The organism is Streptomyces sp. H39-C1 (genome assembly GCF_027158125.1).
GTDB classification, from domain to species: domain Bacteria; phylum Actinomycetota; class Actinomycetes; order Streptomycetales; family Streptomycetaceae; genus Actinacidiphila; species Actinacidiphila fildesensis.
In genome coordinates, this window is the sequence record NZ_JAPVLS010000116.1 from 2,456 (window position 1) to 25,628 (window position 23,173).

The following is a 23,173-nucleotide window of genomic DNA, read 5'->3' on the forward strand; positions in this document are numbered from 1 at the left end:
ACCCAGGCCACAGCCGGCGGTCCGCCGCAGGCCGGCGCACCGGCGGGTGACGCGCCCTCGGGCCAGGGCAACACCAACCGGCAGGCATTGCCGGACGGGCCGCCGCAGACGTCCGGTTCCGGCGGCTCCTCCGGCTCCGCCAGTTCCGGAGGCGCGTCCGGCGCGGCGCCGAACGGCTCCACCGGCGCCCCGCAGGGCCGGCCGAGCGGCAGCGGCACGACGGGCCCCGCCAACTCGCGTCCGGCGGCTTCCGTACCGGTCTTCAGCATGCTGATCGGTCCCGGTTGCGGAAGCGGCGGACTGACTGTGAAGGGCACGTACAAGGACGGCACCAAGGGCTGGCGGTACGGCAGTTCCGGCTGGATCGGCAACGGCTGCGACGGTGATTTCAACGCCATGCCGATGAGCGGTTCCGCGACCAAGGCCGACAGCGGCCAGTACGCGAGCTGGCTGTTCTCCACCGGCTCGGTGAAGAGCGGGACGTGCACGGTCTATGTGTACGTCCCGTCGTCGAAGGACATCACCATGGTGGGCGGCAACCCCGCCCACTACGCGGTCCGCGGATCGTCCTCCAGCGACCACCTCGGGTACTTCAAGATCGACCAGGCCGCGAATCCCGGCCGCTGGGTCAACGGGGGTACGTACAACATCGCGACGCCCCGGCTCGAAGTCTTCCTGGACAACCGGGGCGTGGACTGGGGCAGTGGCAACACGAACCGTCACATCGCCGTCGGCCAGGTCAAGGTGGACTGCAAGGGCAGGTGAACGACGTCCGGCCCGGCGGTACGGCACGAGCCGTTCCGCGGACCGGACGGGACGGCTTCCCGGCGGCGGCGGTGAAATCGCCGGCCCGGACGTCCGCGGGTCTGGGAGGATGGCTCATGATCGACATCACCTTCGCCCTCGGCGACATCACCGGACAGCACGCCGACGCGATCGTCAACGCCGCCAACTCCTCGCTGCTGGGCGGCGGGGGAGTGGACGGGGCGATCCACCGCAAGGGCGGGCCCGAGATCCTGGCGGAGTGTCGTGCGTTGCGGGCGTCCCACTACGGGAAGGGGCTGGCGACCGGCCTGGCCGTGGCGACCACCGCGGGACGGCTGCCCGCACGTTGGGTGATCCACACCGTCGGCCCGGTCTGGTCGCCGGACGAGGACCGTTCGGACCTGCTGGCGTCCTGCTACCGGGAGTCGCTGCGGGTGGCCGACGAGCTGGGAGCGCGGACGGTGGCCTTCCCGGCGATCTCCACGGGCGTGTACGGATGGCCGATGGAGGACGGGGCACGGATCGCCCTGGCGACGGTCGGGGCGGCGCAGACGGCGGTGACCGAGGCCCGGTTCGTGCTGTTCGACCAGGACGCCTACGACGTCTTCGCCGCACAGGCCTGATGCCCGCCGCCCCCTTGAGGGCGGCGGGCGGCGGGAGCGGGAGAGCCCGGCTCAGTCGCCGAGGAGTTCCCATTCCAGCTTGGCGAGCCGGTCCGGGTCGGCGAGGAGGTTGATCTCGGTGACCTTGCCGTTGGCGACGTTGAAGCCCATGACCGAGAACAGCTGCCCGTCGGGGACCGTGACGATCCCTGGTGCTCCGTTGATGAGCGCGGTCCTGGCGTACGGGGCGTAGGCCGCGAAGGTGACCGCCTGCTGAGCCACTTCCCGTGCGCCGCGGAGGAGCCGGGAGACCTTGCCGGCCTCGGAGGCGGTGCCGATGTCGGCCCGCATCAGGACGTCGGGGTGGAGCACCGCCACCAGCGCGTCGAAGTCACCGCCGCGCGCCGCGGTCATGAAGGCGTCGACGACCTCGCGCTGACGGCTCAGATCCGCGTCGGGAGCCGGCGCCGCTCCCTGGACGCGGCGCCGGGCCCGGCTGGCGAGCTGCCGGGTCGCGGCGGGGGAGCGGTCCACGATCGGGGCGATGTCGTCGAACGGCACGGCGAACATGTCGTGCAGGACGAAGGCGAGCCGTTCGGCGGGCGGCAGCGTCTCCAGGACGACGAGCAGTGCGAGACCGACCGAGTCCGCCAGCAGCACCTCGTGCTCGGGGTCGAGTCCTTCCGCGCTGCTGATGACCGGGTCGGGCACATGGACGTCCAACGGGTCCTCGCGGCGCGTGGTGCGCGACCGCAGCGTGTCGAGCGACACCCGGGCGACGATGGTCGTCAGCCAGCCGCCCAGGTTCTCCACACCGTCGGTGCCGGCGCGGCTGGCCCGCAGCCACGCGTCCTGCACGGCGTCGTCCGCTTCGCTCAGCGAACCGAGCATGCGGTAGGCCACTGCGCGCAGATGGGTGCGGTGGGCCTCGAACCGCTCCGCGAGAAACTCTTCGTCGTTCATCGGTCACATTCTCCCGTCGCCCGGTGTCCTATCCATGACCCGCGAAGCCCCGTCGATGTGACCGGAGAACGGTCCCGGCGCGATCCTGGCACGGTCCTGGCGCGCTATTCGCTGCTCTCGGTGGTGTCGCAGGCGAGCTCCTCCGGCTGGATGATGCGGGTGAGCAGGGCGATGAGCTGCTCACGTTCCGCGGGGGAGAGAGCCGCGGTCAGTTCGGCGTTCGCCTCGTCCCCCAGCGCCTCCGTGCGCCGCAGGCGCCGCCGGCCGCTCACCGAGATGGCGATGGCGTTCTTGCGGCGGTCCTTGGGGTCGGGTGTACGGGTCACCAGACCGCGGCTCTGGAGTTCGTTGACGATCGCGACCATGTCCTTGGGGTCGATGCTGAGACTGCGGCCGAGCTCCGCCTGCGACACCGGCCCCAGCTCGGCGACGGCCGACAGGACCGCGTGATGCATCATCCGCAGGCCCTCGCGGGCGAGGGCCCCGGCGACCAGGTGGTGCCCCCGGGCGGCGGCACGCCCCAGGAGCCAGCTGGGCAGTTCACGGATCCGGGCGGGGGCGTACGGGTCTTCGGCCATGCCGTCAGCGTACCGAACAAATCATTGGGGCGCCCAATGACATTCTGATACCGTTGGGCTCACCAATGACCTGGAGGTGCGTTCATGCGGCGTGTCCGCTTCTACGAGTACGGCGGCCCGGAAGTGCTGCGCGTGGAGGAGGCCGAGGAGCCCACGGCCGGACCCGGTGAACTGCTCGTCCGCACGGAGGCCATCGGCGTGACGCTGCCCTCGGTACGCAAGGTCCGCGGTGAGGGCGGCGGAACGCCACTGCCGGGAATTCTGGGCGGGGAGGTCGCCGGAGAGGTGGTCGCGCTCGGGCCCGGCGTGACGGACTTCGCGGTCGGGGACCGCGTCACGTCCCTCACCTTCACCGGCTCGTACACCGAACTGGCCGTCGCGCCCGCCGTCATGGCGAGCCGGCTGCCGGACGGCGCGAGCGCGGTGCGGGCCGTCGCCCTGGTGCGCGGCGGGCAGGTCGCCCTCGCCGCCCTCGCCACCGCCCGTACCGCGCCGGCCGAGTCGGTCCTGATCACGGGAGCCGCCAGCGGGGTGGGGCACCTGGCGGTCCAACTGGCCCGGATCCAGGGCGTTCAGCGGATCGTCGCGGCCGTGAGCTCGCCCGCCAAGGCGGACTTCCTGCGCGCGCAGGGTGCGGACGAGGTCGTGCTGTACGACAGCGAGAACTGGGGCGAGCCTGTCGATGTCGTCCTGGACGGCGTCGGCGGTGATCTTCTCCCGCGGGCCGTGGCCGCTCTCGCGCCCGGCGGACGGATGGTCTTCTTCGGCTCCGGTGGTGGCACGGTCTCCGCCTTCGATCTCCTCGCGGGCGCCAAGACCATCACCGGTCTCACCATGGAGCGATTCTCGACCACCCAGCGGGAGTTGTACGACCGGCACGGCGAGCTGCTGTGGGAGCTCGCGCTGTCCGGGCGGCTGCGGCCCGCGGTGCACGCCGAGATCCCGCTGGCCGAGGTCGCGCGGGCGCACGAGATCATCGAGGCGCGGGCCAACCGCGGCAAGGTCGTTCTGATTCCTTGAGGCTCCCGGATGCGGGGCCGGCCGTGTCTGCAGCGAACGGCCGTGTGCTGCAGACGCAGGGGACGAGGCCCGGTCCCGCCGCTCCGCTGGAGCGGCGGGACGGACCGGGGCTGCGGGCCGTACCGGTGTCGCCGACCGATCGGGCCATCGGGCCGGACCCCGGCCGGGGTTGCGGAGGTCCCGCAGTGGCGCCATCAGCCCCGCGATGCCAGGGCGGCCAGCGACGCCAGCGTGTCGGGCCAGTCGGCGGTGATGCCCGGGCCGATCTGCGGTCCCGCCTCGTCGGAGCCGGCGCCGCTGATCTCCATCCGGTACACCACTCGGATCCGGTCCTGGCCGAGCCGTTCGATCCGGTGCATGGTCCGCAGCAACAGATCGCCGAACCGGGCCTCGTCGACGAACATCTCGTTCTCGACCGCCTCGGCGACGACGAGCAGTACCGGGTCGTCGCCGGGCGGCGTCATCGTGATCCGCGCGCCGGGTGCGAACGGGCCGCTGATCTCGATCTTCTCGATCTCGGCGTTCCAGGCGCCCCAGTTCTCGACGTCCGCCCAGAGCCGCCAGACCGCCTGGGGGGTGGCGCGGGTCTCGATGCTGCTCTCGTATTCCCACATGGTGGCCTCCTCGACTGGTTAATCTATCCATAGATTATCTGCGCGACGACTATCTGTCCAGCGGTTGGTGCCCCGCTTCTGCGGCGATCTACGATGCGCTGATGATCGAAGGAAACCTGGTGAGACTCCGCGCGTTGCACGCGGAGGACCTGGACCATCACGTCCGCTGGCGCAACGACCCGGAGGTGGTGCGCTGGGCCACCGGCGGCGATCCGCGCTTCGGCCCCGTCACCCGGGTCGCCGTGGAGCGCGGCTTCGACACGATGCTGGGCCTCGATCCCGCCGACTCACGGGTCTTCACCGTGGAGGACCTGGTCGGCGGCAGGCCGATCGGCATGGCCGACTACCGTGACCTCGACCCGTTCGCGGGGCGGGCCACGGTCGGCATCACCATCGGTGAACGGGACCGCTGGGGCCGGGGACATGGGACCGAAGCGCTGCGCCTGCTCGTGGGGCATCTCTTCGACACCTGCCGACTGCACCGGGTCGAACTCGACACCTGGAGCGGCAACGAGCGGGCCGTCCGCGCCTTCACCAAGGCCGGGTTCCGTGAGGAGGGCCGGCGAAGGGAAGCCGTGCTGGTGGCGGGGGAGTGGTACGACAACGTGCTGTTCGGGATGTTGCGCGAGGAGTGGCGGGAATCGTCCGGCGGTCCGAGCGGGCGCACGGAAAAGGATGCCGCTCCGATCGCGTGAGCCGCCGATTCTCCGGGAAGCGGCCGGGAAGAGACCCAGAGGAGGCGGGAAGAAGCCCTGAAGCGGTGCGGCCACGTCGATGGAGGAAATCCACCCGCGGCCGCGGGACGCGCCGATAGGCTCCGGGTCCGTAGCCCGCATTGCGCTGGGGAGTGATCGTATGCACGTATTCGAGGTACGCCGCGGCGAGCTGATGGAGTCGATAGCGGACCAGGCGGCGACTGCGGGCATCGCGGACGGGGCCATCGTGTCCCTGATCGGCGCGGTGGACGCTTTTACCGTCTCGACGATGTCCGGGACCGATGCCACGAAGGATCAGCGCACGTACTACACCTGTCCCGCCGAACTCGGCGGAACGGGGGAGATCCGGGACGGCGACGTTCACATTCATGCCGTTCTGGCGATAGCAGGCGATAAGGCCATCGCTGGGCATCTGCTCCATGCTCGGGTGGAAACGCACTTTGTGCGGGCCTACGTACTCCCCGCGCTTCCCGCATAGTTCGGGCGGCCGTCCGTGAACTCCCGGCGGGGCGCTATGCGGAGCCGGAGGGAGCTCCTATAGCGGCCCGGGCGCAGCACCGGATCGCTCTGTCGTGCTACCCGTCCGTACACGTGAGCGGACGGTAAGTGATTTCTATACGACCCCCCGCATTACTGCTAATCTGCGGCCTATGGCTCAGAAAATCGTAACCATTTACACCGACGACCTCACCGGCAAAGAGTCGGCGGAGGCGGCCACTCACACGTTCGCCGTTGATGGCGTTGTCTATGAAATCGACCTCGCCCCTGACAGCTTCGACTCTCTTCTCGAAGCGCTGAACCCCTTCATTGCGGCCGGACACAAGGTGGGCCGGAACAAGGGCGCGAGCGGACCGCGCAAGCTCGCCGGCGCCGGTTCCGAGGACACCGCCAAGATCCGGGCCTGGGCCAAGGAGAACGGCTATGACGTGAACGACCGCGGGCGCGTCCCCGCGGCGGTTCGCGAGGCATACGAAAAGGCGCACTGAAACCCGTACTCGTCTCGTCCTACGACGGCCCCGTCGCTCTTCCGGAGCTCCGGGGCCGTCGTCGTCCGTTGCCATGGCTGCCGTTGCCCGCGCAGCCGGAATTCCGCGTCCGCGACGACGAGTACCCGAAGTCCTTCTGTCGTCGGCGAGTTGCCGGGCCGCGGACGGTCCGCCACCCGATTCCCTCGGCAGGCTCTCAGCCTCTGACGGTCCGGCCCAGCGCCAGTTCGGCGAGGAGCGCCGCCGCGTCGCCCAGGACGCAGTCGTCGAAGGCGGCCTGCGGGGAGTGGTTGTACGCGGCGGTGGACGGGTCGCGGTCGGCCGGGCAGGCGCCGAGCATCAGATAGGCCGACGGGACGAGTTCGGCGACGACGGCGAAGTCCTCGGAGCCGGCGACCGGGCGCGGCATGTCGAGGTAGCGGCCCGCTCCCAGGAGTTGGCGGGCCGTCTCGGCCGCGAAGGCCATCTCCTCGGGGTCGTTGACGGTGACCGGGTAGCCCTCGGTGACGACCGCCTCCACCGTCAGCCCGTGTGCCCGGCCGATTCCCTGGACGACCAGGGGCGCCTCCTCCAGCACGCGGGCCCGCGCCTCGGGCGAGAAGGAGCGGATGGTGGTGCCGAAGACCGCCTCGTCCGGGATGACGTTCTCGGCGGTGCCGGCGTGGAAGCTGCCGACGCTGACCACGACCGGATCGAACGCGTCGAAACGGCGGGTCACCATGGTCTGCAGTGCGGTGACGGCCGCGCAGGCGGCCGGGATCGGATCCAGGGCGAGATGGGGACTGGAGCCGTGCCCGCCGCGTCCGTGCATCGTCACAGTGAGGGTGTCGGCCGCAGCCATGATCGGTCCGGGGCGGGTGGCGACCCAGCCGTTGGGCAGCTGCGAGGCGGCGACATGCAGGGCGTACGCGGCGACGGGCCTGCTCCCCGCTGCCTCCAGCACACCTTCCTCGATCATCAGCCGGGCGCCGCCCAGGCCCTCCTCGCCGGGCTGGAACATGAACACCACCGTCCCGGCCAGCTCGTCGCGCCGCTCGCAGAGCAGCCGTACGGCGCCGACCAGCGCCGCGGTGTGCAGGTCGTGGCCGCAGGCGTGCATCACCCCGGCCACGGCGGAGGCGTACGGCACGTCGTTGGACTCCTGCACCGGCAGCGCGTCCATGTCCCCGCGCAGTAGCACCACAGGTCCCGGCAGCGCGCCACGCAGCACGGCGGTGACGGAAGAGAGCTGCTTGCCGAGGGTGATCTCCAGCGGCAGCCCCTCCAGCGCGGCCAGCACCCTGGCCTGCGTCAACGGCAGGTCCAGTCCGATCTCCGGCTCCCGGTGCAGCGCCCGGCGCAGTGCCACCAGCTCGGCCTGGAGCGCGGCGGCGGACCGGCGAAGGCCGGCATGACGGTGTGCTGCATCAGTCATGGCATCTCCTGACGAGGTCGTTCTCCCATCCTCGCCGCTATCGGGCGTCTTGGCAGGGAACGTCGAGGACCGGCCCGTCGGGGCGGGCCCTGCCCCGCCACCCGGGCTCCCACATTTTCTTCCTGAGTAGCGATGACTTTCGACCGGTGCGACGGTCAATACAGGAGCAGGGCAGAACACCGACGAAGCGAGGAGAGTCCCATGCCGCGGATCACCCCCAACCTCTGGTTCGACACCGAGGGCAAGGAGGCCGCCGAGTTCTATGTCTCCGTGTTCCCGAATTCGGAGATCACGAGCATCACGCACTACAACGACGCCGGTCCGCGGCCGGCGGGAACGGTGCTGACGGTCGCCTTCGTGCTCGACGGCCAGGAGTACATCGCGATCAACGGCGGTCCGGAGTTCACCTTCACCGAGGCGGTCTCGCTGATGATCAACTGCGCCGACCAGAAGGAGATCGACCACTACTGGAGCAAGCTCTCCGAAGGCGGCGAGGAGGGCCCGTGCGGCTGGCTGAAGGACCAGTACGGGCTGTCCTGGCAGGTCGTCCCCGCCGGAATGGACGAGCTGCTGAACGACGCGGACCCCGGCCGCGCCCAGCGGGCGATGTCGGCCGTCCTCGGGATGAAGAAGCTCGATGTGGCCGCCATCTACGCCGCCGCGGACGAGGCGTAGCCGCGAACGGTGACAACTGCGGGAGCCGCGGCGCGGGCCCGGACGGACGTTGTCCGGACGCGGCCCGCGCCGCCGCTCCGACCGCCTGCGGCTCCCCGCCACTCCCTGCGGTTCCTCGCGACGAACCGGGAACGGGCTCCAAATCGGTTCGCCGGACGGGGGGTTGCTAGGGTGCGCCGGTGTCAGTTTCTTCGCGCGATTCAGCGGCCGGTGCCGGATGGCACGGCCAGGAGCCCGGCCAGTTCGAGAGCCTGATGCCGGAGCGGGTCAAAAAGCTCTCCTGGCTGAACCCGGCGACCCTGTGGAGCGCCCGCAACGGACCGCTCGCCTCCCTCTTCGGTGACCCGACCAACGAGGAACGACAACGCTGGGTGGCCGGGCAGCTAGACCGCGGGGTCCCGGCGGACTTCGTCATCGAGCGGGACGACCCGGAAACGTACTCCTTCATGCTCATCGCGGACACCGGCGAGGGCGACGCGCCCCAGTACGCCGTGGTTCCCGGACTGCTGGAGGCGGGCGAGGGCTCCCGGTTCGCGGTGCTGTCGAGTGACGTGATCTACCCCGTCGGCAGCGCCGACGACTACGGGCCCAAGTTCTTCCGGCCCTACCGGGACTACAACGCGCCGATCTACGCGATACCCGGCAACCACGACTGGTACGACGGTCTGACGGGATTCATGCGGGTCTTCTGCGAGGCACTGGCGCTGCCCGCGGCCGCCCGCCCGAAGGTCCTGTCGGCCGGCTGGTGGCGGACGCTGCTGTGGAAGAGCCCGGCGGCCGCCGACGAGCAGCGGCTGGCGGAGGCGCGCTCGCTGCGGTCGGCCCCCGCGCAACAGTCCGAGCAGCCCGGACCGTACTGGGCCATCGATTCGGGGCCGCTGCGCATCATCGGCATCGACACCGGGCTGCTGGGCGGGATCGACAAGGAGCAGGGGGAGTGGCTGCGCCGCGTCTCCCAGGGCCCCAGGCCCAAGATCCTCGTGACCGGTTCACCGATATACGTGGACGACAAGTACCATCCGTGCGCCATCGAGGGCGGCGGCACCGTCGATGAGATAGTCCGCGACGCGGACTGCCACTATGTGGCGGCCATCGGCGGTGACATCCACAACTACCAGCACTATCCGGTGGATGTGGACGGCCGCACCATCGAGTACGTCGTCTCCGGAGGCGGCGGAGCGTTCATGCACGCCACCCACATCATTCCGCGGGTGACGGTGGCCGGAGTCACCGAGCAGGATTTCCACTGCTATCCGCTGCGCGGGGACTCACTGGCCTTCTACGGCGGGCTCTACGGTCGGCGGTTGCGGATGAAACGATTCTTCGCACTCACCTCCGAGCAGGCGTCGGCGGTCATCGCCAAAAGGCTCGGCATTCCCCCGACGCGCACGACGACGGCTGCGGTGACCCTGCGGACCCGGCTGGTCGCCTCCCTTCTCGGGGTGCCCTCCCGTCCGCACGGCAGGTCCTGGTTCCGGCTCCCGGTCCGCAAGATCTACACACAGGTGCTCTCACCGGGTTCGGTGACGTACACCCCGCCGTTCTTCAAGAGCTTCCTGCGCCTGGACGTCACCCCGCAGGACCTGCGGATCCGGTGCTTCGCGGCGACCGGCTACCGCGAGCAGGAAGTCGCCCCGCCGGTCGAGGACGACTTCACGATCCCACTCGGCTGAGCGGGGCCACCGGCGGGCAGTTGGCGGGGCGGACGGTGGCGCGGTGTTTCCGCCGGTTGCCGCCACCTCCGCTCCACGGCGCTGCGACGACGGTCAGGCGCGGCGAAGCCGCCGCAGGGCCTCCTCGGCGCTGAGGGAGTCGTCGTCCTTGCTGTCGTTCCAGCGGGCGAGGGTGCTGGCGGCTGCCCGCAGCAGGTCGTCCGGCAGGCCGGCGGCGGCCGCCAGGTCGGCAGCCTCCTCCAGTTCGGGTCCCCAACGCCAGGCCCGGGCGGCCGTACCCGCGATGCGACCCGGTTCGGCGAGTGGGGAGCCGGTGAGGCGCGACGTGAGGGCGATGAGCTCCTGCCCGACGCCGTGCTCCTGTGCCATCCCGAGCGACAACGCGGCCATCACCTCGGACGTCTTCCGAAGGCCCGCATAGGCGAGTTTGAGTGCGGAGGCCTGGCCGACCTCGGCTCCGAGCACCTTCGTCGTCACGTCCGTTCCGGCGAAGAGCTTCTCCACGACGGCCGCCGCGGGCGCGAGCCCTGAGAGGTAGAGCGTCGGCGCCTCACGGCCGGACGGGGGAGTCCCGGTCACCGCGCCGTCGAGGACCAGCGCCTCCGGCAGCAGGCCCACGATCCGCTCCATGCGCTCCGGCGAGATGGCGTTGGCCTCCACGTACAGGCCCTCGAACCCGTGCGTGCCGGCCTCCCGCGCCACGTCCTCGGCCGCGGCCGGCGGGCACAGGCTGATGACGATGCCCGCCCGTTCCAGCAACTCGGCCGCCGTCGGGACGGGTTCCAGCCCGAACCGGGTGGCGCGGGCCACGGTCCGCTCACTGCGCCCGGCTCGGCACCACAGCACGGTCGCCGCGTGGGTCGCGGCCTGGGCGGCGACGGCCGCACCCATGCTGCCCGGGTGGAGGATCCCGACGATCGGCTTGGCCACGGGTGAGGCTCCTTCATAGGTGTTCGGCAGGGCGTCGATCGCGTCGACGACCGTGTCGACGGTACGGGCCCGGGCGGGCTGTTCGTCAAACCGGGATCTTCCTCATGGGGCTTGTCGGAGTTGGAGCAGTTTCTGTCTGGACCATTGACAGGGCACTGCTGCGCTCGCATTCTGAGAGCGCTCTCAGCCCGGGTGGTCCGGACCACCCGGCCAGGAGCCGGCCCCCGGGCGGCCGTACCGGCCCCGACCCCCCACCTCCCCCCACCTGGTGTGCAAGAGCAAGGAGCAAGCGTGTTCGCCAAAAAATGGAAGCTGTTGGTGTCGCTGATATCGGCGGCGGTCATCGGCACAGGTCTCGCCACCATCGGGCCCATCGCGCCCGCCGGAGCCGCGATACCCGCGACGATTCCGCTCACCTTTACGAACAACTCCGGCCGCGGCGAGCAGATCTACATCTACAACCTCGGGACGCAGCTCTCGACGGGCCGGCAGGGCTGGGCCGACGCGAACGGTACGTTCCACGCCTGGCCCGGCGGTGCCAATCCCCCCGCCCCGGCGCCGGACGCCGCGATCACGGGACCTGCCAACGGCAAGTCCATGACGCTCCGGATGCCGAAGTTCTCCGGACGGGTCTACTTCTCCTACGGCCAGAAGCTCGTCTTCAAACTGGCCCTCGGCGGGCTGGTGCAGCCCGCCGTGCAGAATCCCAGCGACCCGAACCACAACATTCTCTTCAACTGGTCCGAATACACGCTCAACGACTCCGGGCTGTGGATCAACAGCACCCAGGTCGACATGTTCTCGGCGCCCTACGCCGTAGGCGTCAAGCTTCCCAACGGTTCGACCAAGTCCACCGGCCACCTCAAGCCGGGCGGATACAACGGCTTCTACAGCGCGTTGCGCGGTCAACCGGGCGGCTGGGCCCATCTGATCCAGACCCGCGCCGACGGCACCGTGCTGCGCGCGCTCGCGCCCGGCCACGGCATCGAATCCGGCGCGCTGCCGGCCACCGTGATGAACGATTACATCAACCGGGTGTGGAGCAAGTACACGAGCTCCACGCTGACCGTGACGCCGTTCGCCGACCAGCCGAACACCAAGTACTTCGGCAAGGTCTCCGGCAACGTCATGAACTTCACCAACAGCTCAGGCGCGGTGGTCACCACCTTCCAGAAGCCCGACGCCGACAGCATCTTCGGCTGCTACAAGCTGCTGGACGCGCCGAACGACCTGGTGCGCGGCCCGATCTCCCGCACCCTGTGCGCGGCGTACAACCGCTCGACGCTGCTCGTCAACGCGAACCAGCCCGACACGAGCTCAGCGAGCTTCTACCAGGACGCGGTGACCAACCACTTCGCCCGGAAGATCCACGCGCAGATGGTCGACGGCAAGGCGTACGCCTTCGCCTTCGACGACGTCGGCAACCACGAGTCGCTGGTGAACGACTCGAACCCGCAGCAGGCGTACATCACTCTGGACCCGTTCAACTAGGCGCGGTCCTGAGTCCTGTCGTCGCAGTAACGCCGCCCGCCCGGAAGCCCCCGGGCGGGCGGCGGCGCGTGGCCGCCGTGGCTGTCGCGGCTGTCGTCGGGTCGTCCGCCGGCGTCAGGCGGCCGGTGAGTGCGTTCGCTGCCGGTGGACGTACACATAGACGAGGTCGAAGTAGAGCTCGACCCAGGAGACCCTTTTCGCCGGAAGGGCGGTGTCGGCGCCTACGGTCCCGCTGTCACTGGACATGGACCCGATAGTAGTGATCAGCGATCACCCCACCGGACCGCCCGGGCGGCACCGCGAGCTGATAGACCTGGGGCCATGCTTCACGAACCGGACTCCGACCCCGCGACCTTGCCCGGCTTCGCCACCCCCGACGAGCCGGTCGGCGGGCGTCCGCGGGTGCTGTGTCGGCTCTGTGGGCGGCCGTTGAACGATCCGGAATCGCGGTTGTGGGGGCTGGGGGAGGGGTGTCGGAACAAGCTTGATACCCGTAGTGCGCCCCGGCCGGGGGTCAATGATGTCGAGCAGGAGCAGCTGCCCGGGACCTGACGCCGGGCCGGGGGCGGGGAGGCAGCCGGGTCAGGCGGAGGGCGGGTCTGTCAGGTCGGAGATGCGGGAGCCGTCGAGAGGGGCCTGGTACCAGACCTCGGTGGGGGAGCCGGAGCCCCAGTACTCGGTCACGACCACCGTCGCGTGGCCCGCGCCGCTGCCCTCGTACCGCACGGACCTGTCGGCCGGAACGTTCTGTGCTCGGAAGACCGGGTCGGCCACGTTCGTCTCGGCCCAGGCATCGAGCTTGTGGTTCAGCGCGGGGGTGAGGAACTCGTTGCGGACCTCGCGCGGGTTCATGGCCGGGTTGGTGCCTTCGACGGCGGCACGGTACTGGTCGTAGAAGGCCGTGACCCGCTTGACGGCGTTCGACTCCTGACGAACGGCCGCCACGGAGGCGGGCGCCGCCCCGTCGGCGGCCTGCGCCGGAAGGACCAGCAGGCCACAACTCGCCACCAGAGCCGCGGTACAGGCGCCGATCACGGCACCTCGCGGCTTCGAGCGGTAGGTCATACGTGTCTCCTCGACGACAGGGCCTGGCGGCCGCGAACCGATCCGTTACGGACGGTGACCAGCTAACCACTCACGGACGACACCGCCCAGAGCGCCTGGGGGAAGGTGTCGTCCGCGAGCTGTGCCGTCGGAGGGTGCTGTGTCAGTGCCTACCCGTGTCGGCGCGGCGGCGCAGGACGAACAGACCGCCGGCGCCGACGAGGAGGAACGCGCTGGCGAGCGCCGCGATCGTCGTGCTGTCGCCGCCACCACCGGTCGTCGCGAGGACCGTTGCGCTGGAGGAGTCCGAAGGGGACGGCGTGGCGGGACGCGTGGTGGACGGCGTCGCGGAGACGGGTGTGGCCTTCGTCGGGGTCGACGACGGCTTCGCCGGCGTGGTCGTCGGCTTCGTGGGGACCGTGCAGGCGGTGTCGGGGGACGTGGGGAGAACGTCCAGGTTCTGCGCGACGAGGTTTCCGGCCGTCACCTGGACGTACCACTGATATCCGGGCGCCCACTCCACGAGGATCTTCCTGGTGACCCCGGCCGCGGTCGGGTGCGCGATGTGCACGGTGCCGAACACCGGTCCCGCCATGCCGGACGCCATGCGGAGCACCACGGAGATGTCGGCCGGAGTATCCGAAGGGTCTTTGTCCGTGACCGTGATCGCAGCCATCGGCGTACCGGTGCTCGTGTCGCACGCCGCTACGGCGTTCGCACTGAAGTCACCGATGCTGCAGGCGACGGCGGGACCGGTGGCGAGCAGAAGCGCGCCCGCCCCGGCTGCGGTGGCGGCGACCAGCCCGCGCTTGGATATCACAGATTCCTCCACACAGTTCATGACGGCGGGCGCGCCAAAGGCAACGGTGTCCGCACGGTGCCCCGCGCCATCGCGTGAACTTCGAGACCGTCAGAAACCGGTCTCGGGCACGCGGGCTTTGGGGGCGTCACTCATCGTCAACGCCTGCGCGGCTCCTGTCAACTTGGTGATCGCAAAGGCGAATGCAAAGGAACCGCAAAGGCAAAACCCAAGGCAAACAATGATGCAAGCACCGTGTCAGAAGGCCGTTTTGGGCGGGTCAGCCGATGGGGATTCCCGCGAAGACACGCCCGCGGTCGGTCCACCCGCCGTGACCGTCGCCGCCGTTCCAGCTGTACACACCTGCGGCGTTGGTGCCCGCCTCGGTGAGGACGTAGTCCGCGTTTCCGTCACCGGTGAAGTCGGCGAAGGAGACCAGTGCGGCGTTGCTGGTCACGCCCGACGCGATCCCGCCGAGCGACAACCAGCTGCCGTGGCCGTCACCGCCCCGGTTGAGGTACGTCTGGACGGCACCGCTCGCGGCGATCGCGCTGTAGTCGGCGCGGCCGTCCGCGTCGAAGTCCGCGAACCGGACTTTGGTGGCGTCGGTGGTGACGCCGGTCGCGATCTGGCCGAGCGAGGACCAGCCGCCGTGGCCGTCGCCTCCGCGGTTGAGGTAGACGGTGACCGAGCCGTTGGTGTTGATGAGGACGTAGTCCGTTCTGCCGTCTCCGTCGAAGTCCGCGAACCGGACCCTGGAGGCGTCGGTGGTGACGCCGGTGGCGATCTGGCCGAGTGAGGACCAGCCGCCGTGGCCGTCGCCTCCGCGGTTGAGGTAGACGGTGACCGAGCCGTTGGCGTTGATGAGGACGTAGTCGGCGCGGCCGTCTCCGTCGAAGTCCGCGAACCGGACCCTGGCGGGATCGGTGGTGAGACCGGCGGCGACCCGGCCCAGGTCGGACCAGCCGCCGTGCCCGTCGCCACCGCGGTTGAGGTGCACGGAGACCGCGCCGCTGCTCGCGACGGCCAGGTAGTCCGCCTTGCGGTCACCGTCGAAGTCGGCCCAGCGGACCTTGCCCGTACCGCCCGCCTCGGTCCCCGCGCCCAACGGAGCTCCGCCCACCGCCCAGCCATCGGTGAAGGCCCGGTCCAGCGCCCCGTAGAACGGCTGGGCCATGCGCCGGTAACCGGCGTCGTTGGGGTGCAGACGGTCGACCCGCTCCGCGGCGGTCAGCGCGGGCGGCTCGACGTAGCGGAACTCCTTGCCGGCCTGCTGCTCCGCGCCCGCCAGGGCCCGCAGCCGCGCGTTGTACACGCCGGTCTGCGTCTCCAGGCCGGGAGTGGTCGGGATCAGACCCATGGTGAGGACGGTGATGCCGGGCCGGTCGGCGAAGATGCGGTCGACCAGTGCGGTGAGCCGGTCCGGGGCATGGGCGATGTCGATGCCGCGGTCCAGGTCGTTGATGCCGATGTGGAGCAGCACGACATCCGGCCGCGTCCCCGCCAGCCAGCCGTCGACACCGCTGCGGATCTGGTCGATGGTGTAGCCGCTGTGCCCTTCGTTGGAGAAGTCCGGCAGGGTTCCTGAGGCCTGGGAGCCCACGAGCCGCACGGAGTAGCGGGACTGGCCGGCCACCAGGTTCCACAGCGGCAGCCGGTACGACGAGCTCGTGGCGCTGCCGACGCCCCAGGTGATCGAGTCGCCCAGCGGCATCACCCGGAGGACGGGCGGCGGGGCGGGCTGCGCGGCGTGCGCTGCGGAAGGCAGCAGCGCCAGCGCCACGGCTGCGCCGAGGGTGACGGTGAGGGCGCCGCCGATCCGCCGCGTCCTGGTGCGCGGGCTCATGACGCCGCGTTCATCAGGTCGAGCGCGCTCTGCTGCCGGGCCGCGTCCGCCGCGTCCGGTGGGCCCGACCAGCGCAGGCCGTACTGGTCCAGCGGGTTGCGGTCGGCCGCGTACGCGCGATCCGCCTGCCGGTGCAGGTAGGCGGTGAACGGATGGTCGGGCAGGGCCGCGTCGAGCCGGGCCAGGCCGCGCACGTGAGCGCCCTTGAAGGACGGGCCGTCGGCGCCGCACCCGCCCGTCTCGCAGGGGTCCCGGAGAATGCCGTCGGCGGTGTTGAGGACCGTGGACGTCGTCGCCGCGACCGCGATCCGGCGGGCCGCGGCCAGGACCGCCGCGTCGTTCGTCGCGCGGTGCAGTTCGGTGAGGCCGGCCAGGAGCGTCCCCTGGTTGTAGGACCAGACGGTGCTGCCGTTGTTCCTGCACGTGGACATGCTGATCCCGTCGTTGACGAGGTGCGAGGAGTTGACCAGGCCGGTCCGCTGGAACCAGGACCAGCCGGCCTGGGCCCGCTGCAGATAGCCGGTGTCGCCCGGAATCCGGTTGTGCAGCGCGGAGTTGAGCTGGATGTACAGGGAGTTGGGAATGGCGTTCTTGGTGGTCCGCGAGGTGTTCCACCAGACCCCGCCGCCGCAGGTGGTGTCCCAGTACGCGGCCATGTGGTCGGCGTCCGCGCGGGCGGTGCTCAGGTACCGGCTGTCGCCGGTGAGGTCGTAGGCCGCCACCCACGCCAGCCCCCACCAGCCGGAGTCGTCGAGATAACCGTTGCGGAACTGGCCGCCCTGGGCGTTGATGTTCAGGTCGTAGGTGCGCGCGACGGCGTACGTGTAGCTCGCCATGCCCGTTACACGGATGTTGTCGATGACCGCGGTCAGGGCGTTCGCCGAGTTCCACCAGCCCGTCGTGTCGAACAGTCCGGTGCCGTAGTCGTAGAACTGCATCTGCGCGGTGGCCGCCGCGGTCCGCCGTTCGCCCGCGTTCCAGGTGGAGCGCGCCCAGGCGGTGCAGGCGAAGTCCGCCCGGTCGCCGGCCTTGCCGCAGGCGCGCAGGGCGCCGACGCCGTGGGCGTTCCAGTCGTCCACGTTGTACATCGGCGTCCGCCGGCCGCGCAGGCCCGCGGGCGCGGTGCCGTCCCCGAGCCGGCTGCCCGAGCTCCAGGTACGGCCGCCGTCGAAGGACCGGTCGAGCCAGACCTCATCGCCGGCGTTGCCGTTGTCGATCGACGCCCAGCCCATCGCGTCCTGGTCGTCGAAGTGCAGGGCGATGACACGGGAGAAGACGCCCGCGGTCACGGGCGCGCGGTCCTGCGGGGAGAGGGCGGGATCGCGGCCGTCGCAGTACCTGTTGCAGACGGGCGCCATGACGGCCTGGACCGGAGGGAGGGAGGATGCCTCCGGCGAAGCCGACACAGCAGGCACTGACAACGTTGTCGACAGTGCTCCGGCGAGCACGATGACGAAGAACCGGACTGCCTTCACGGGACCTCCGGAGACTTGACGGCCGGGGGAGCGACGGGCACGAAGTCGGAGAGCGCTCACAGAAGTTAATGCGGCCGAAAGGGTCCGTCAATGTGCCCGGACATGATGATCTTTCGACGGGCGGGGACCGGCCACGGCGGCGTGGTGTGATCTCGGCTGATTCGTACGCGTGTACCTTTCGGGTAGCGCTGCCCGTTCGCCTCAGCGGACGGGACCGATTGTCAGAAGGTGCCCATGTCTTCGTTGTTCTCCGAAACGCTCCGCCCGGAAACCAGCCCGAACCAGCAGTCCCCGGGACCGTCGACGGATCCGTTCCTCTCGCCGGCCCTTCTCCCGTTCACCGCGGCGGAGTCGGACGGTGAGTTCGACCAGGAACCGGAGAACGCCCCGCGATAGCCCCGGCCAGGGCATCCCCGACCGGGGATGTGCTTGTATCCAGGAACGTGATGGGGTCTGTCCCGCAGTGCTGCGGGGCCCGTTGGACCTCTGCTGAGAGCAGGAGCGGTGATGGCGAAGAGCTATCGGGTCGGTGCCGGTACACGGGTGGTGAACCGGGTGTTCGCGGTGATGACCCGCTTCGGTATCGGCAAGGGGTACCGGCACATACTGACCGTTCGGGGCCGGAAGTCGGGGCAGCCGCGTTCGACGCCCGTCGATGTGATGGAGTCCGACGGCCGGCGCTGGCTGGTCGCCGCGTACGGAGTCACCAACTGGGTGCACAACACCCGGGCCGCGGGGCAGGTCACCATCAGCCGGGGCGGCCGCTCAGAGGACCTGCGCAGCGTCGAGCTCGGGCCGGCGGAGAGCGTCCCGGTGCTGCGCCAGTACCTGCGCGAAGTTCCGGTCACCCGTGCGTACTTCGATGTGACTCAGGATTCGACGGACGAGGAGTTCGCCGCCGAGTCCGTGCTTCATCCGGTGTTCCAGCTGCTGCCGTCCGCCTGAGGAATGCCACCGCCGGCCGCCCCGTTGAGCAGGGCGGCCGGCGGTGGGTTCATCGAGGTGCGTGGATGCTGTCAGCGGCCTGCGGGCCGGAGTGCCGTCAGCTGCTGTGCGAACGGCACCACTTGTTCGGCCGCGGCCGGGGCGGCGGCGGGCCTGCCGGCCAGCTGGTCGGCCAGCTCTCCCGCCGCGCGGGCGATGCGGGCGGCGAGACCGTCCGTCGTCGCGTCCCCGCCTGAGCCCCAGTCCTCCGATGCGGCGTAGACCGCGGTCGGCATGACGAGCGCCCGCAGATAGGCGAAGAGCGGTCGCATCGCGTGCTCCAGTGCGAGCGAGTGCCGGGCGGTACCGCCGGTGGCCGCGATGAGTACGGGTTTTCCGGCCAGCACCCCGTTGTCGAGCACGTCGAAGAACGACTTGAAAAGGCCGCTGTAGGAGGCGCTGAAGATCGGGGTCACGGCGATCAGGCCATCGGCCTGTTCCGTCGCCTCGATGGCGTCCCGCAGTGCCGCACCGGGGAAACCGGTCACCAGGTGGTTGGCGATGTCGGCGGCGAGTTCGCGCAGTTCGATGACGCGGACCGTGACCGTACGGTCCTCGTCCCGGTCGCTCAGCGCGCGCCGGGTCGCCTCACCGAGCCGGTCGGCCAGCAGCCGGGTCGAGGACGGCTGGCTCAGGCCGGCCGAGACGACGACGAGATGCACGGTGTTCATGGGCTCCTTCTCTCCGGAGGGTCGACAGGGGTCGACGGATACGACGGCTCAGGCGGCGTCGGCCGGGCCGGCCGGGTCGGCGGCCCGGTCGCGGGCGACCAGAGCGGCGTGGGTCGGGCCGTCGGGCACCCCGGCCGGCCGGGCCGAGGCGAACTCCTTGCGCAGGACCGGCACGACCTCCTCGCCGAGCAGGTCGAGCTGTTCCAGGACGGTCTTCAGTGGCAGGCCCGCGTGGTCCATCAGGAACAGCTGGCGCTGGTAGTCGCCGAAGGTGTCACGGAAGGTCAGGGTCTTGTCGATGACCTCCTGCGGACTGCCCACGGTCAGCGGTGTCTGGTCGGTGAACTCCTCCAGCGACGGGCCGTGGCCGTAGACGGGCGCGTTGTCGAAGTACGGGCGGAACTCCCGCACCGCGTCCTGCGAGTTCCTGCGCATGAACACCTGCCCGCCGAGACCGACGACGGCCTGCTCGGGGGTGCCGTGGCCGTAGTGGGCGAACCGCTCCCGGTAGAGCTCGATGAGCCGCACGTAGTGCTCCTTCGGCCAGAAGATGTTGTTCGCGAAGAACCCGTCGCCGTAGTAGGCGGCCTGTTCGGCGATCTCCGGACTGCGGATCGAGCCGTGCCAGACGAACGGCGGAACGCCGTCGAGCGGCCGGGGCGTGGAGGTGAAGGACTGCAGCGGCGTACGGAACGTGCCCTGCCAGTCGACCACCTCGTTGCGCCACAGCTCGTGCAGCAGCGCGTAGTTCTCGACCGCGAGCGGGATGCCCTGGCGGATGTCCTTGCCGAACCACGGGTAGACCGGTCCGGTGTTGCCGCGGCCGAGCATCAGGTCGACGCGGCCGTCGGCGAGGTGCTGCAGCATCGCGAAGTCCTCGGCGATCTTCACGGGGTCGTTGGTGGTGATCAGCGTCGTCGAGGTGGAGAGGATGATCCGCTCGGTGCGCGCCGCGATGTAGCCGAGCATGGTCGTCGGCGACGAGGGCACGAAGGGCGGGTTGTGGTGCTCGCCGGTCGCGAAGACGTCGAGACCGACCTCCTCGGCCTTGAGCGCGATGGCGACCATCGCCTTGATCCGCTCGTTCTCCGTGGGCGTCGCCCCCGTGGTGGGATCGGCGGTGACGTCGCCGACGCTGAAGATCCCGAACTGCACTGTGCTCACCACATCCATGTAGTTGCTGATTCAACTATCACCGGGAACGGCGGTGCCCGCGTCTCTATTCCCGGCCTTTCCACAGGTCGGGCCGGGGAACCCGCTCCCCGCACGGGCGGCTACCGAGTGTGATGGTCGACTCTTTCCCGGCGGAGCCGTCACGGGCCGGGTGATCGCTTCCGAGGCCTTGCGCCCGTTGGCCCGAAGGGGTGCGGGCCGCGGCCGGACGCCCGCTGAGCGGCCGCACGCGGCAGGGTGACGCATCACGCGAAGATGGCGCAAACTGCCTTCCCCAAGGGTGATTTGGCCAATTGGCGCCTTTGCCTCCGGCTGTGTCCGGTGACTAGGGTGTGCGGTCTGTGGTGGATCCACCTATCCGGCGCTCCCTTCCCTCGCCCGGTTCCCCGCGCGCCGGGCGCCCCGATCACCCCGAACACTCCGAGGCAGCAGCACCATGAGTTCAGCGGCACTCTCCGCCCCGCGGTACGCGACACGCGAGACGGACGAGCGGTTCACCGCTTTGATCGGATCCCACCGCCAACCGCTTCTGCGCTACGTGCGCTCGCTCCTGCCCAGCGACCCGCAGCGGGCCGAGGACGCCGTGCAGGAGACCCTTCTGAGGGCCTGGCTGGCGTCCCCCACCGGCTCGGGGTCGCGGCGCGCCGACGGCTTCCAGCCCGGTCTGCCGTGGCTCTGCACCGTGGCCCGCAACGTGGTCATCGACTGGAGTCGCAGGGACGGTGTCCGCCCCGCCCTGCCCACCGCGTATCTGCCCGAGACCGCCGCCGTCGCGGACGACCAGGCCCGGGTGGTCGACCGCACCCACCTCGTCGAGCTGCTCGCCCCACTCTCCCGCCCCCACCGTGAGGTTCTGGTGTACACGTACCTGCTCGGATGTTCCGGCCCTGACACGGCACTCGCCCTGGGAATCCCGACCGGAACCGTCAAGTCCCGTCTGCACCACGCGATGCGCGACCTGCGACGTTCGGCCGCCTACTCGCGGGAGTGCGCGTGACCGGCCGGACGGCACCCGTCGCCGGCCCGCAGCCGCTCGCCCTGGCGATGCCGGACCGGAACTCCTGGCTGATCATCATCGGCCTGCTGGTCGCGCTGGTCCTGCTGATCTGGGTGGCCGCCCGGATCATCAAGTCCCAGGGCGGGTTCCGGCGAACGTGCCGGCGCGTCGTCTGGGAGACCCGGATGACCCGCCTCGCGTTCTCCCAGCCGTTCCGCGCCTACCGGCTGCACCGCCGCTGCGCGCGGATGCTGACGTCCTTCCTCGCCGACCCGGAGGCCCGGGTGCTCGCCGGCGCGGCGCTCGACCGCGCCGACGCGGCCCAGGGCGTCGGCTGCTACGCCCCGACCGTGTGGATCGCTCCGTCGCGTGACCGGACGCGGGTGGTCATCGCCGGCCGGGATCCGCTCGGCCCCTCCGGGGAGTGGACGGATGCCACCGACGGGCCGGGGGAGTGGACCTGGTCCGCCCCGGCGCAGGCGGAGCCGCCGGAGCCCTCGTCCGTCGCGGAGGACCGGGACCGGCTGCTGCTCGTCGTCGGTGTCGACCGCCGAGTGCCGGGGGTCGTCCTCGTCGACTGGCTGAGCGGCCCGCCCTCGCTGGTGGTCGAAGGCGACGGGCGGGTGGCGCGCAGCGTCGTGCACGCGCTGACCGCGCAGCTCGACAGCCTGCCGGACGGGCCGGAGGTCCTCGTCTCACGGGGCCTGCATCCGCGTTTTCCCGGTCCTGAACTCGACGAACTCATCGATGAGTTGTCCGTGCGCGAGCGCACGGAGGCTTCACCGGAAGTCGATCCGGACAGGGAATCGGACGGAGATACGGACGGGGACACGGACCCGGACGGTGGCTCGTACGCCGGGCTGCCGCCGATCCTGGCGTGCTGGATGCCGACACCGGAGCAGGCGGAACGGCTGGCCGTGCTGAGCGCCGAGGGCAGGGCCCGGGTACTCGTCGGCGGCAGCCTCCCCGGCTCCAGCTGGACCCTGCACGCGGAGTCCGACGGGCGGTTGCTGGGCCCCGGCATGCAGATCGACGTCGAGGCGGCCTCGCTCGGCCGGGCCGTGGGCCGCGCCATCCGGCGCCTCCGGTCGCGCGCTCGTGCCACGGCTCCGGTGACGACTCCTTCCGTGAGCGCAGCGCCTGGAGCTGCGGAAACGCCGCCGGTGGCGACGACCGCCGAAGCGACGGCCGGCGAACCCGGTTCCGGCGACCCGGACTTCACCGAACCAGCCGCCGTATCGCCCGCTGCCACCGCCGGCTCTTCGACGCGGCCCGCGGACCCTTCCCGGAACGAACGCGATCCGCTCCCCGCGACGGCCGTCGTCCCCGCCCCCGCGCCCGCACCGGACTCCTCCCCGGACCCGTACCCGTACCCGGACCCGGAAGGGGAACTGGACCCGGAACCCGCTCCAAGCGCCGCCCCGGCCGCCGCCTCCGCCGCCGTCCCAGCCCTCTCCCTGGACCCGGACCTCGACCTCGCGGAGCCCGAGCCCGCCGCCGCGCCCGCGCGGTCAGCGGGCATCTCCGCCGCGTCACGTCCCCTGCCCGCCGCCCCCGGCGAAATCCCGGATCGGACTTCTTCCACCCCGTGAGACTCTTCCTCAGCATCACTCCGGCCGAAACGCCGGACCAGGGCCGCGATCTCATGATCGACGCCACCGGCGCCACCACCGTCGGCGCGCTCGTCGCCAGACTGGCCTCTGCCGGCCGGGAGACGACGGGTGCTCACGGCGGCGATGAACTGCCCCCGCTGTATC

Annotated in this window: 25 protein-coding genes and 1 pseudogene; 14 read left to right on the forward strand and 12 right to left on the reverse strand. The window is 70.6% G+C overall.

Annotated features, from left to right (window positions below):
• Window positions 1-765, forward strand: a pseudogene (locus tag O3W51_RS42340) (hypothetical protein); the annotation flags it as partial.
• A gap of 116 nt (window positions 766-881) precedes the next feature.
• Window positions 882-1,388, forward strand: coding sequence for an O-acetyl-ADP-ribose deacetylase (locus O3W51_RS42345; RefSeq protein ID WP_138358537.1), 507 nt, complete (start codon window positions 882-884; stop codon window positions 1,386-1,388).
• A gap of 51 nt (window positions 1,389-1,439) precedes the next feature.
• Here O3W51_RS42345 and sigJ read toward each other — a convergent pair whose 3' ends face one another.
• Both sigJ and O3W51_RS42355 read right to left on the reverse strand, forming a co-directional pair.
• Complete coding sequence (gene sigJ, locus O3W51_RS42350; protein WP_269289086.1) at window positions 1,440-2,330, reverse strand: RNA polymerase sigma factor SigJ; 891 nt, start codon at window positions 2,328-2,330, stop codon at window positions 1,440-1,442.
• Window positions 2,331-2,434: 104 nt separating this feature from the next.
• On the reverse strand, window positions 2,435-2,908 hold the full coding sequence (locus O3W51_RS42355; protein ID WP_138358533.1) for a MarR family winged helix-turn-helix transcriptional regulator: 474 nt from the start codon (window positions 2,906-2,908) through the stop codon (window positions 2,435-2,437).
• Between the two features lie 84 nt (window positions 2,909-2,992).
• On the opposite strand from O3W51_RS42355, the gene O3W51_RS42360 reads away from it, so the two are divergent.
• Window positions 2,993-3,928: a quinone oxidoreductase family protein gene (locus O3W51_RS42360; protein ID WP_269289089.1), complete on the forward strand. Its 936-nt coding sequence runs from the start codon at window positions 2,993-2,995 to the stop codon at window positions 3,926-3,928.
• Between the two features lie 194 nt (window positions 3,929-4,122).
• Here O3W51_RS42360 and O3W51_RS42365 read toward each other — a convergent pair whose 3' ends face one another.
• Window positions 4,123-4,542, reverse strand: coding sequence for an SRPBCC family protein (locus tag O3W51_RS42365; protein ID WP_164293898.1), 420 nt, complete (start codon window positions 4,540-4,542; stop codon window positions 4,123-4,125).
• A gap of 101 nt (window positions 4,543-4,643) precedes the next feature.
• Here O3W51_RS42365 and O3W51_RS42370 point away from each other — a divergent pair, with 101 nt between their 5' ends.
• The 3 genes from O3W51_RS42370 to O3W51_RS42380 all read left to right on the forward strand — a co-directional run bounded on the left by O3W51_RS42370 (window position 4,644) and on the right by O3W51_RS42380 (window position 6,244).
• Window positions 4,644-5,237, forward strand: coding sequence for a GNAT family N-acetyltransferase (locus O3W51_RS42370; RefSeq protein WP_138358527.1), 594 nt, complete (start codon window positions 4,644-4,646; stop codon window positions 5,235-5,237).
• A 160-nt stretch (window positions 5,238-5,397) separates the two neighbouring features.
• On the forward strand, window positions 5,398-5,736 hold the full coding sequence (locus O3W51_RS42375; protein ID WP_138358525.1) for a PCC domain-containing protein: 339 nt from the start codon (window positions 5,398-5,400) through the stop codon (window positions 5,734-5,736).
• Window positions 5,737-5,908: 172 nt separating this feature from the next.
• On the forward strand, window positions 5,909-6,244 hold the full coding sequence (locus tag O3W51_RS42380; protein ID WP_138358523.1) for a histone-like nucleoid-structuring protein Lsr2: 336 nt from the start codon (window positions 5,909-5,911) through the stop codon (window positions 6,242-6,244).
• Window positions 6,245-6,440: 196 nt separating this feature from the next.
• On the opposite strand, the gene O3W51_RS42385 is transcribed toward O3W51_RS42380, so the two are convergent.
• Window positions 6,441-7,658 carry a M20 metallopeptidase family protein gene (locus O3W51_RS42385; protein ID WP_138358521.1) on the reverse strand — a complete coding sequence of 406 codons (1,218 nt, stop codon included), beginning with the start codon at window positions 7,656-7,658 and terminating at the stop codon, window positions 6,441-6,443.
• 201 nt (window positions 7,659-7,859) lie between these two features.
• On the opposite strand from O3W51_RS42385, the gene O3W51_RS42390 reads away from it, so the two are divergent.
• Together O3W51_RS42390 and O3W51_RS42395 are read left to right on the forward strand one after the other, a co-directional pair.
• Window positions 7,860-8,333, forward strand: a complete 474-nt coding sequence (locus O3W51_RS42390) for a VOC family protein (protein ID WP_138358519.1) — start codon at window positions 7,860-7,862, stop codon at window positions 8,331-8,333.
• Between the two features lie 179 nt (window positions 8,334-8,512).
• Window positions 8,513-10,006, forward strand: a complete 1,494-nt coding sequence (locus O3W51_RS42395; protein WP_198357541.1) for a metallophosphoesterase family protein — start codon at window positions 8,513-8,515, stop codon at window positions 10,004-10,006.
• Window positions 10,007-10,099: 93 nt separating this feature from the next.
• On the opposite strand, the gene O3W51_RS42400 is transcribed toward O3W51_RS42395, so the two are convergent.
• Window positions 10,100-10,936 carry a DUF1932 domain-containing protein gene (locus O3W51_RS42400; RefSeq protein WP_269289098.1) on the reverse strand — a complete coding sequence of 279 codons (837 nt, stop codon included), beginning with the start codon at window positions 10,934-10,936 and terminating at the stop codon, window positions 10,100-10,102.
• Between the two features lie 318 nt (window positions 10,937-11,254).
• On the opposite strand from O3W51_RS42400, the gene O3W51_RS42405 reads away from it, so the two are divergent.
• Window positions 11,255-12,427: a glycoside hydrolase family 64 protein gene (locus O3W51_RS42405; protein ID WP_381587449.1), complete on the forward strand. Its 1,173-nt coding sequence runs from the start codon at window positions 11,255-11,257 to the stop codon at window positions 12,425-12,427.
• 114 nt (window positions 12,428-12,541) lie between these two features.
• On the opposite strand, the gene O3W51_RS42410 is transcribed toward O3W51_RS42405, so the two are convergent.
• Window positions 12,542-12,673, reverse strand: coding sequence for a hypothetical protein (locus tag O3W51_RS42410; RefSeq protein ID WP_269289101.1), 132 nt, complete (start codon window positions 12,671-12,673; stop codon window positions 12,542-12,544).
• Window positions 12,674-12,748: 75 nt separating this feature from the next.
• On the opposite strand from O3W51_RS42410, the gene O3W51_RS42415 reads away from it, so the two are divergent.
• Window positions 12,749-12,979, forward strand: coding sequence for a DUF6011 domain-containing protein (locus tag O3W51_RS42415; RefSeq protein WP_269289104.1), 231 nt, complete (start codon window positions 12,749-12,751; stop codon window positions 12,977-12,979).
• Between the two features lie 30 nt (window positions 12,980-13,009).
• Here O3W51_RS42415 and O3W51_RS42420 read toward each other — a convergent pair whose 3' ends face one another.
• From O3W51_RS42420 to O3W51_RS42435, 4 genes are all read right to left on the reverse strand, one after another.
• The gene (locus O3W51_RS42420) at window positions 13,010-13,492 is read right to left on the reverse strand and encodes a hypothetical protein (protein ID WP_269289106.1); all 483 of its coding nucleotides are present in this window, start codon (window positions 13,490-13,492) and stop codon (window positions 13,010-13,012) included.
• 142 nt (window positions 13,493-13,634) lie between these two features.
• The gene (locus O3W51_RS42425; protein WP_198357544.1) at window positions 13,635-14,291 is read right to left on the reverse strand and encodes a hypothetical protein; all 657 of its coding nucleotides are present in this window, start codon (window positions 14,289-14,291) and stop codon (window positions 13,635-13,637) included.
• Between the two features lie 259 nt (window positions 14,292-14,550).
• Entirely contained in the window at window positions 14,551-16,116 is a 1,566-nt protein-coding gene (locus tag O3W51_RS42430) for an FG-GAP-like repeat-containing protein (RefSeq protein ID WP_138358507.1), read from the reverse strand.
• Window positions 16,113-17,474 carry a glycoside hydrolase family 76 protein gene (locus O3W51_RS42435; protein ID WP_269289118.1) on the reverse strand — a complete coding sequence of 454 codons (1,362 nt, stop codon included), beginning with the start codon at window positions 17,472-17,474 and terminating at the stop codon, window positions 16,113-16,115. Before O3W51_RS42435 ends, O3W51_RS42430 begins: the two co-directional genes overlap by 4 nt.
• A 351-nt stretch (window positions 17,475-17,825) precedes the next feature.
• On the opposite strand from O3W51_RS42435, the gene O3W51_RS42440 reads away from it, so the two are divergent.
• On the forward strand, window positions 17,826-17,987 hold the full coding sequence (locus O3W51_RS42440) for a hypothetical protein (RefSeq protein WP_164293887.1): 162 nt from the start codon (window positions 17,826-17,828) through the stop codon (window positions 17,985-17,987).
• A 111-nt stretch (window positions 17,988-18,098) separates the two neighbouring features.
• Entirely contained in the window at window positions 18,099-18,536 is a 438-nt protein-coding gene (locus tag O3W51_RS42445) for a nitroreductase family deazaflavin-dependent oxidoreductase (protein ID WP_269289108.1), read from the forward strand.
• 71 nt (window positions 18,537-18,607) lie between these two features.
• Here the strand turns inward: O3W51_RS42445 and O3W51_RS42450 are convergent, their stop codons facing one another.
• Window positions 18,608-19,246, reverse strand: a complete 639-nt coding sequence (locus O3W51_RS42450) for an FMN reductase (protein WP_269289110.1) — start codon at window positions 19,244-19,246, stop codon at window positions 18,608-18,610.
• Between the two features lie 48 nt (window positions 19,247-19,294).
• Window positions 19,295-20,401, reverse strand: coding sequence for an LLM class flavin-dependent oxidoreductase (locus O3W51_RS42455; protein WP_269289120.1), 1,107 nt, complete (start codon window positions 20,399-20,401; stop codon window positions 19,295-19,297).
• 454 nt (window positions 20,402-20,855) lie between these two features.
• Here O3W51_RS42455 and O3W51_RS42460 point away from each other — a divergent pair, with 454 nt between their 5' ends.
• Window positions 20,856-21,416: a sigma-70 family RNA polymerase sigma factor gene (locus O3W51_RS42460; protein ID WP_269289112.1), complete on the forward strand. Its 561-nt coding sequence runs from the start codon at window positions 20,856-20,858 to the stop codon at window positions 21,414-21,416.
• Window positions 21,413-23,008, forward strand: a complete 1,596-nt coding sequence (locus O3W51_RS42465; protein ID WP_269289115.1) for a hypothetical protein — start codon at window positions 21,413-21,415, stop codon at window positions 23,006-23,008. Before O3W51_RS42460 ends, O3W51_RS42465 begins: the two co-directional genes overlap by 4 nt.
• Window positions 23,009-23,173 lie beyond the last annotated feature (165 nt).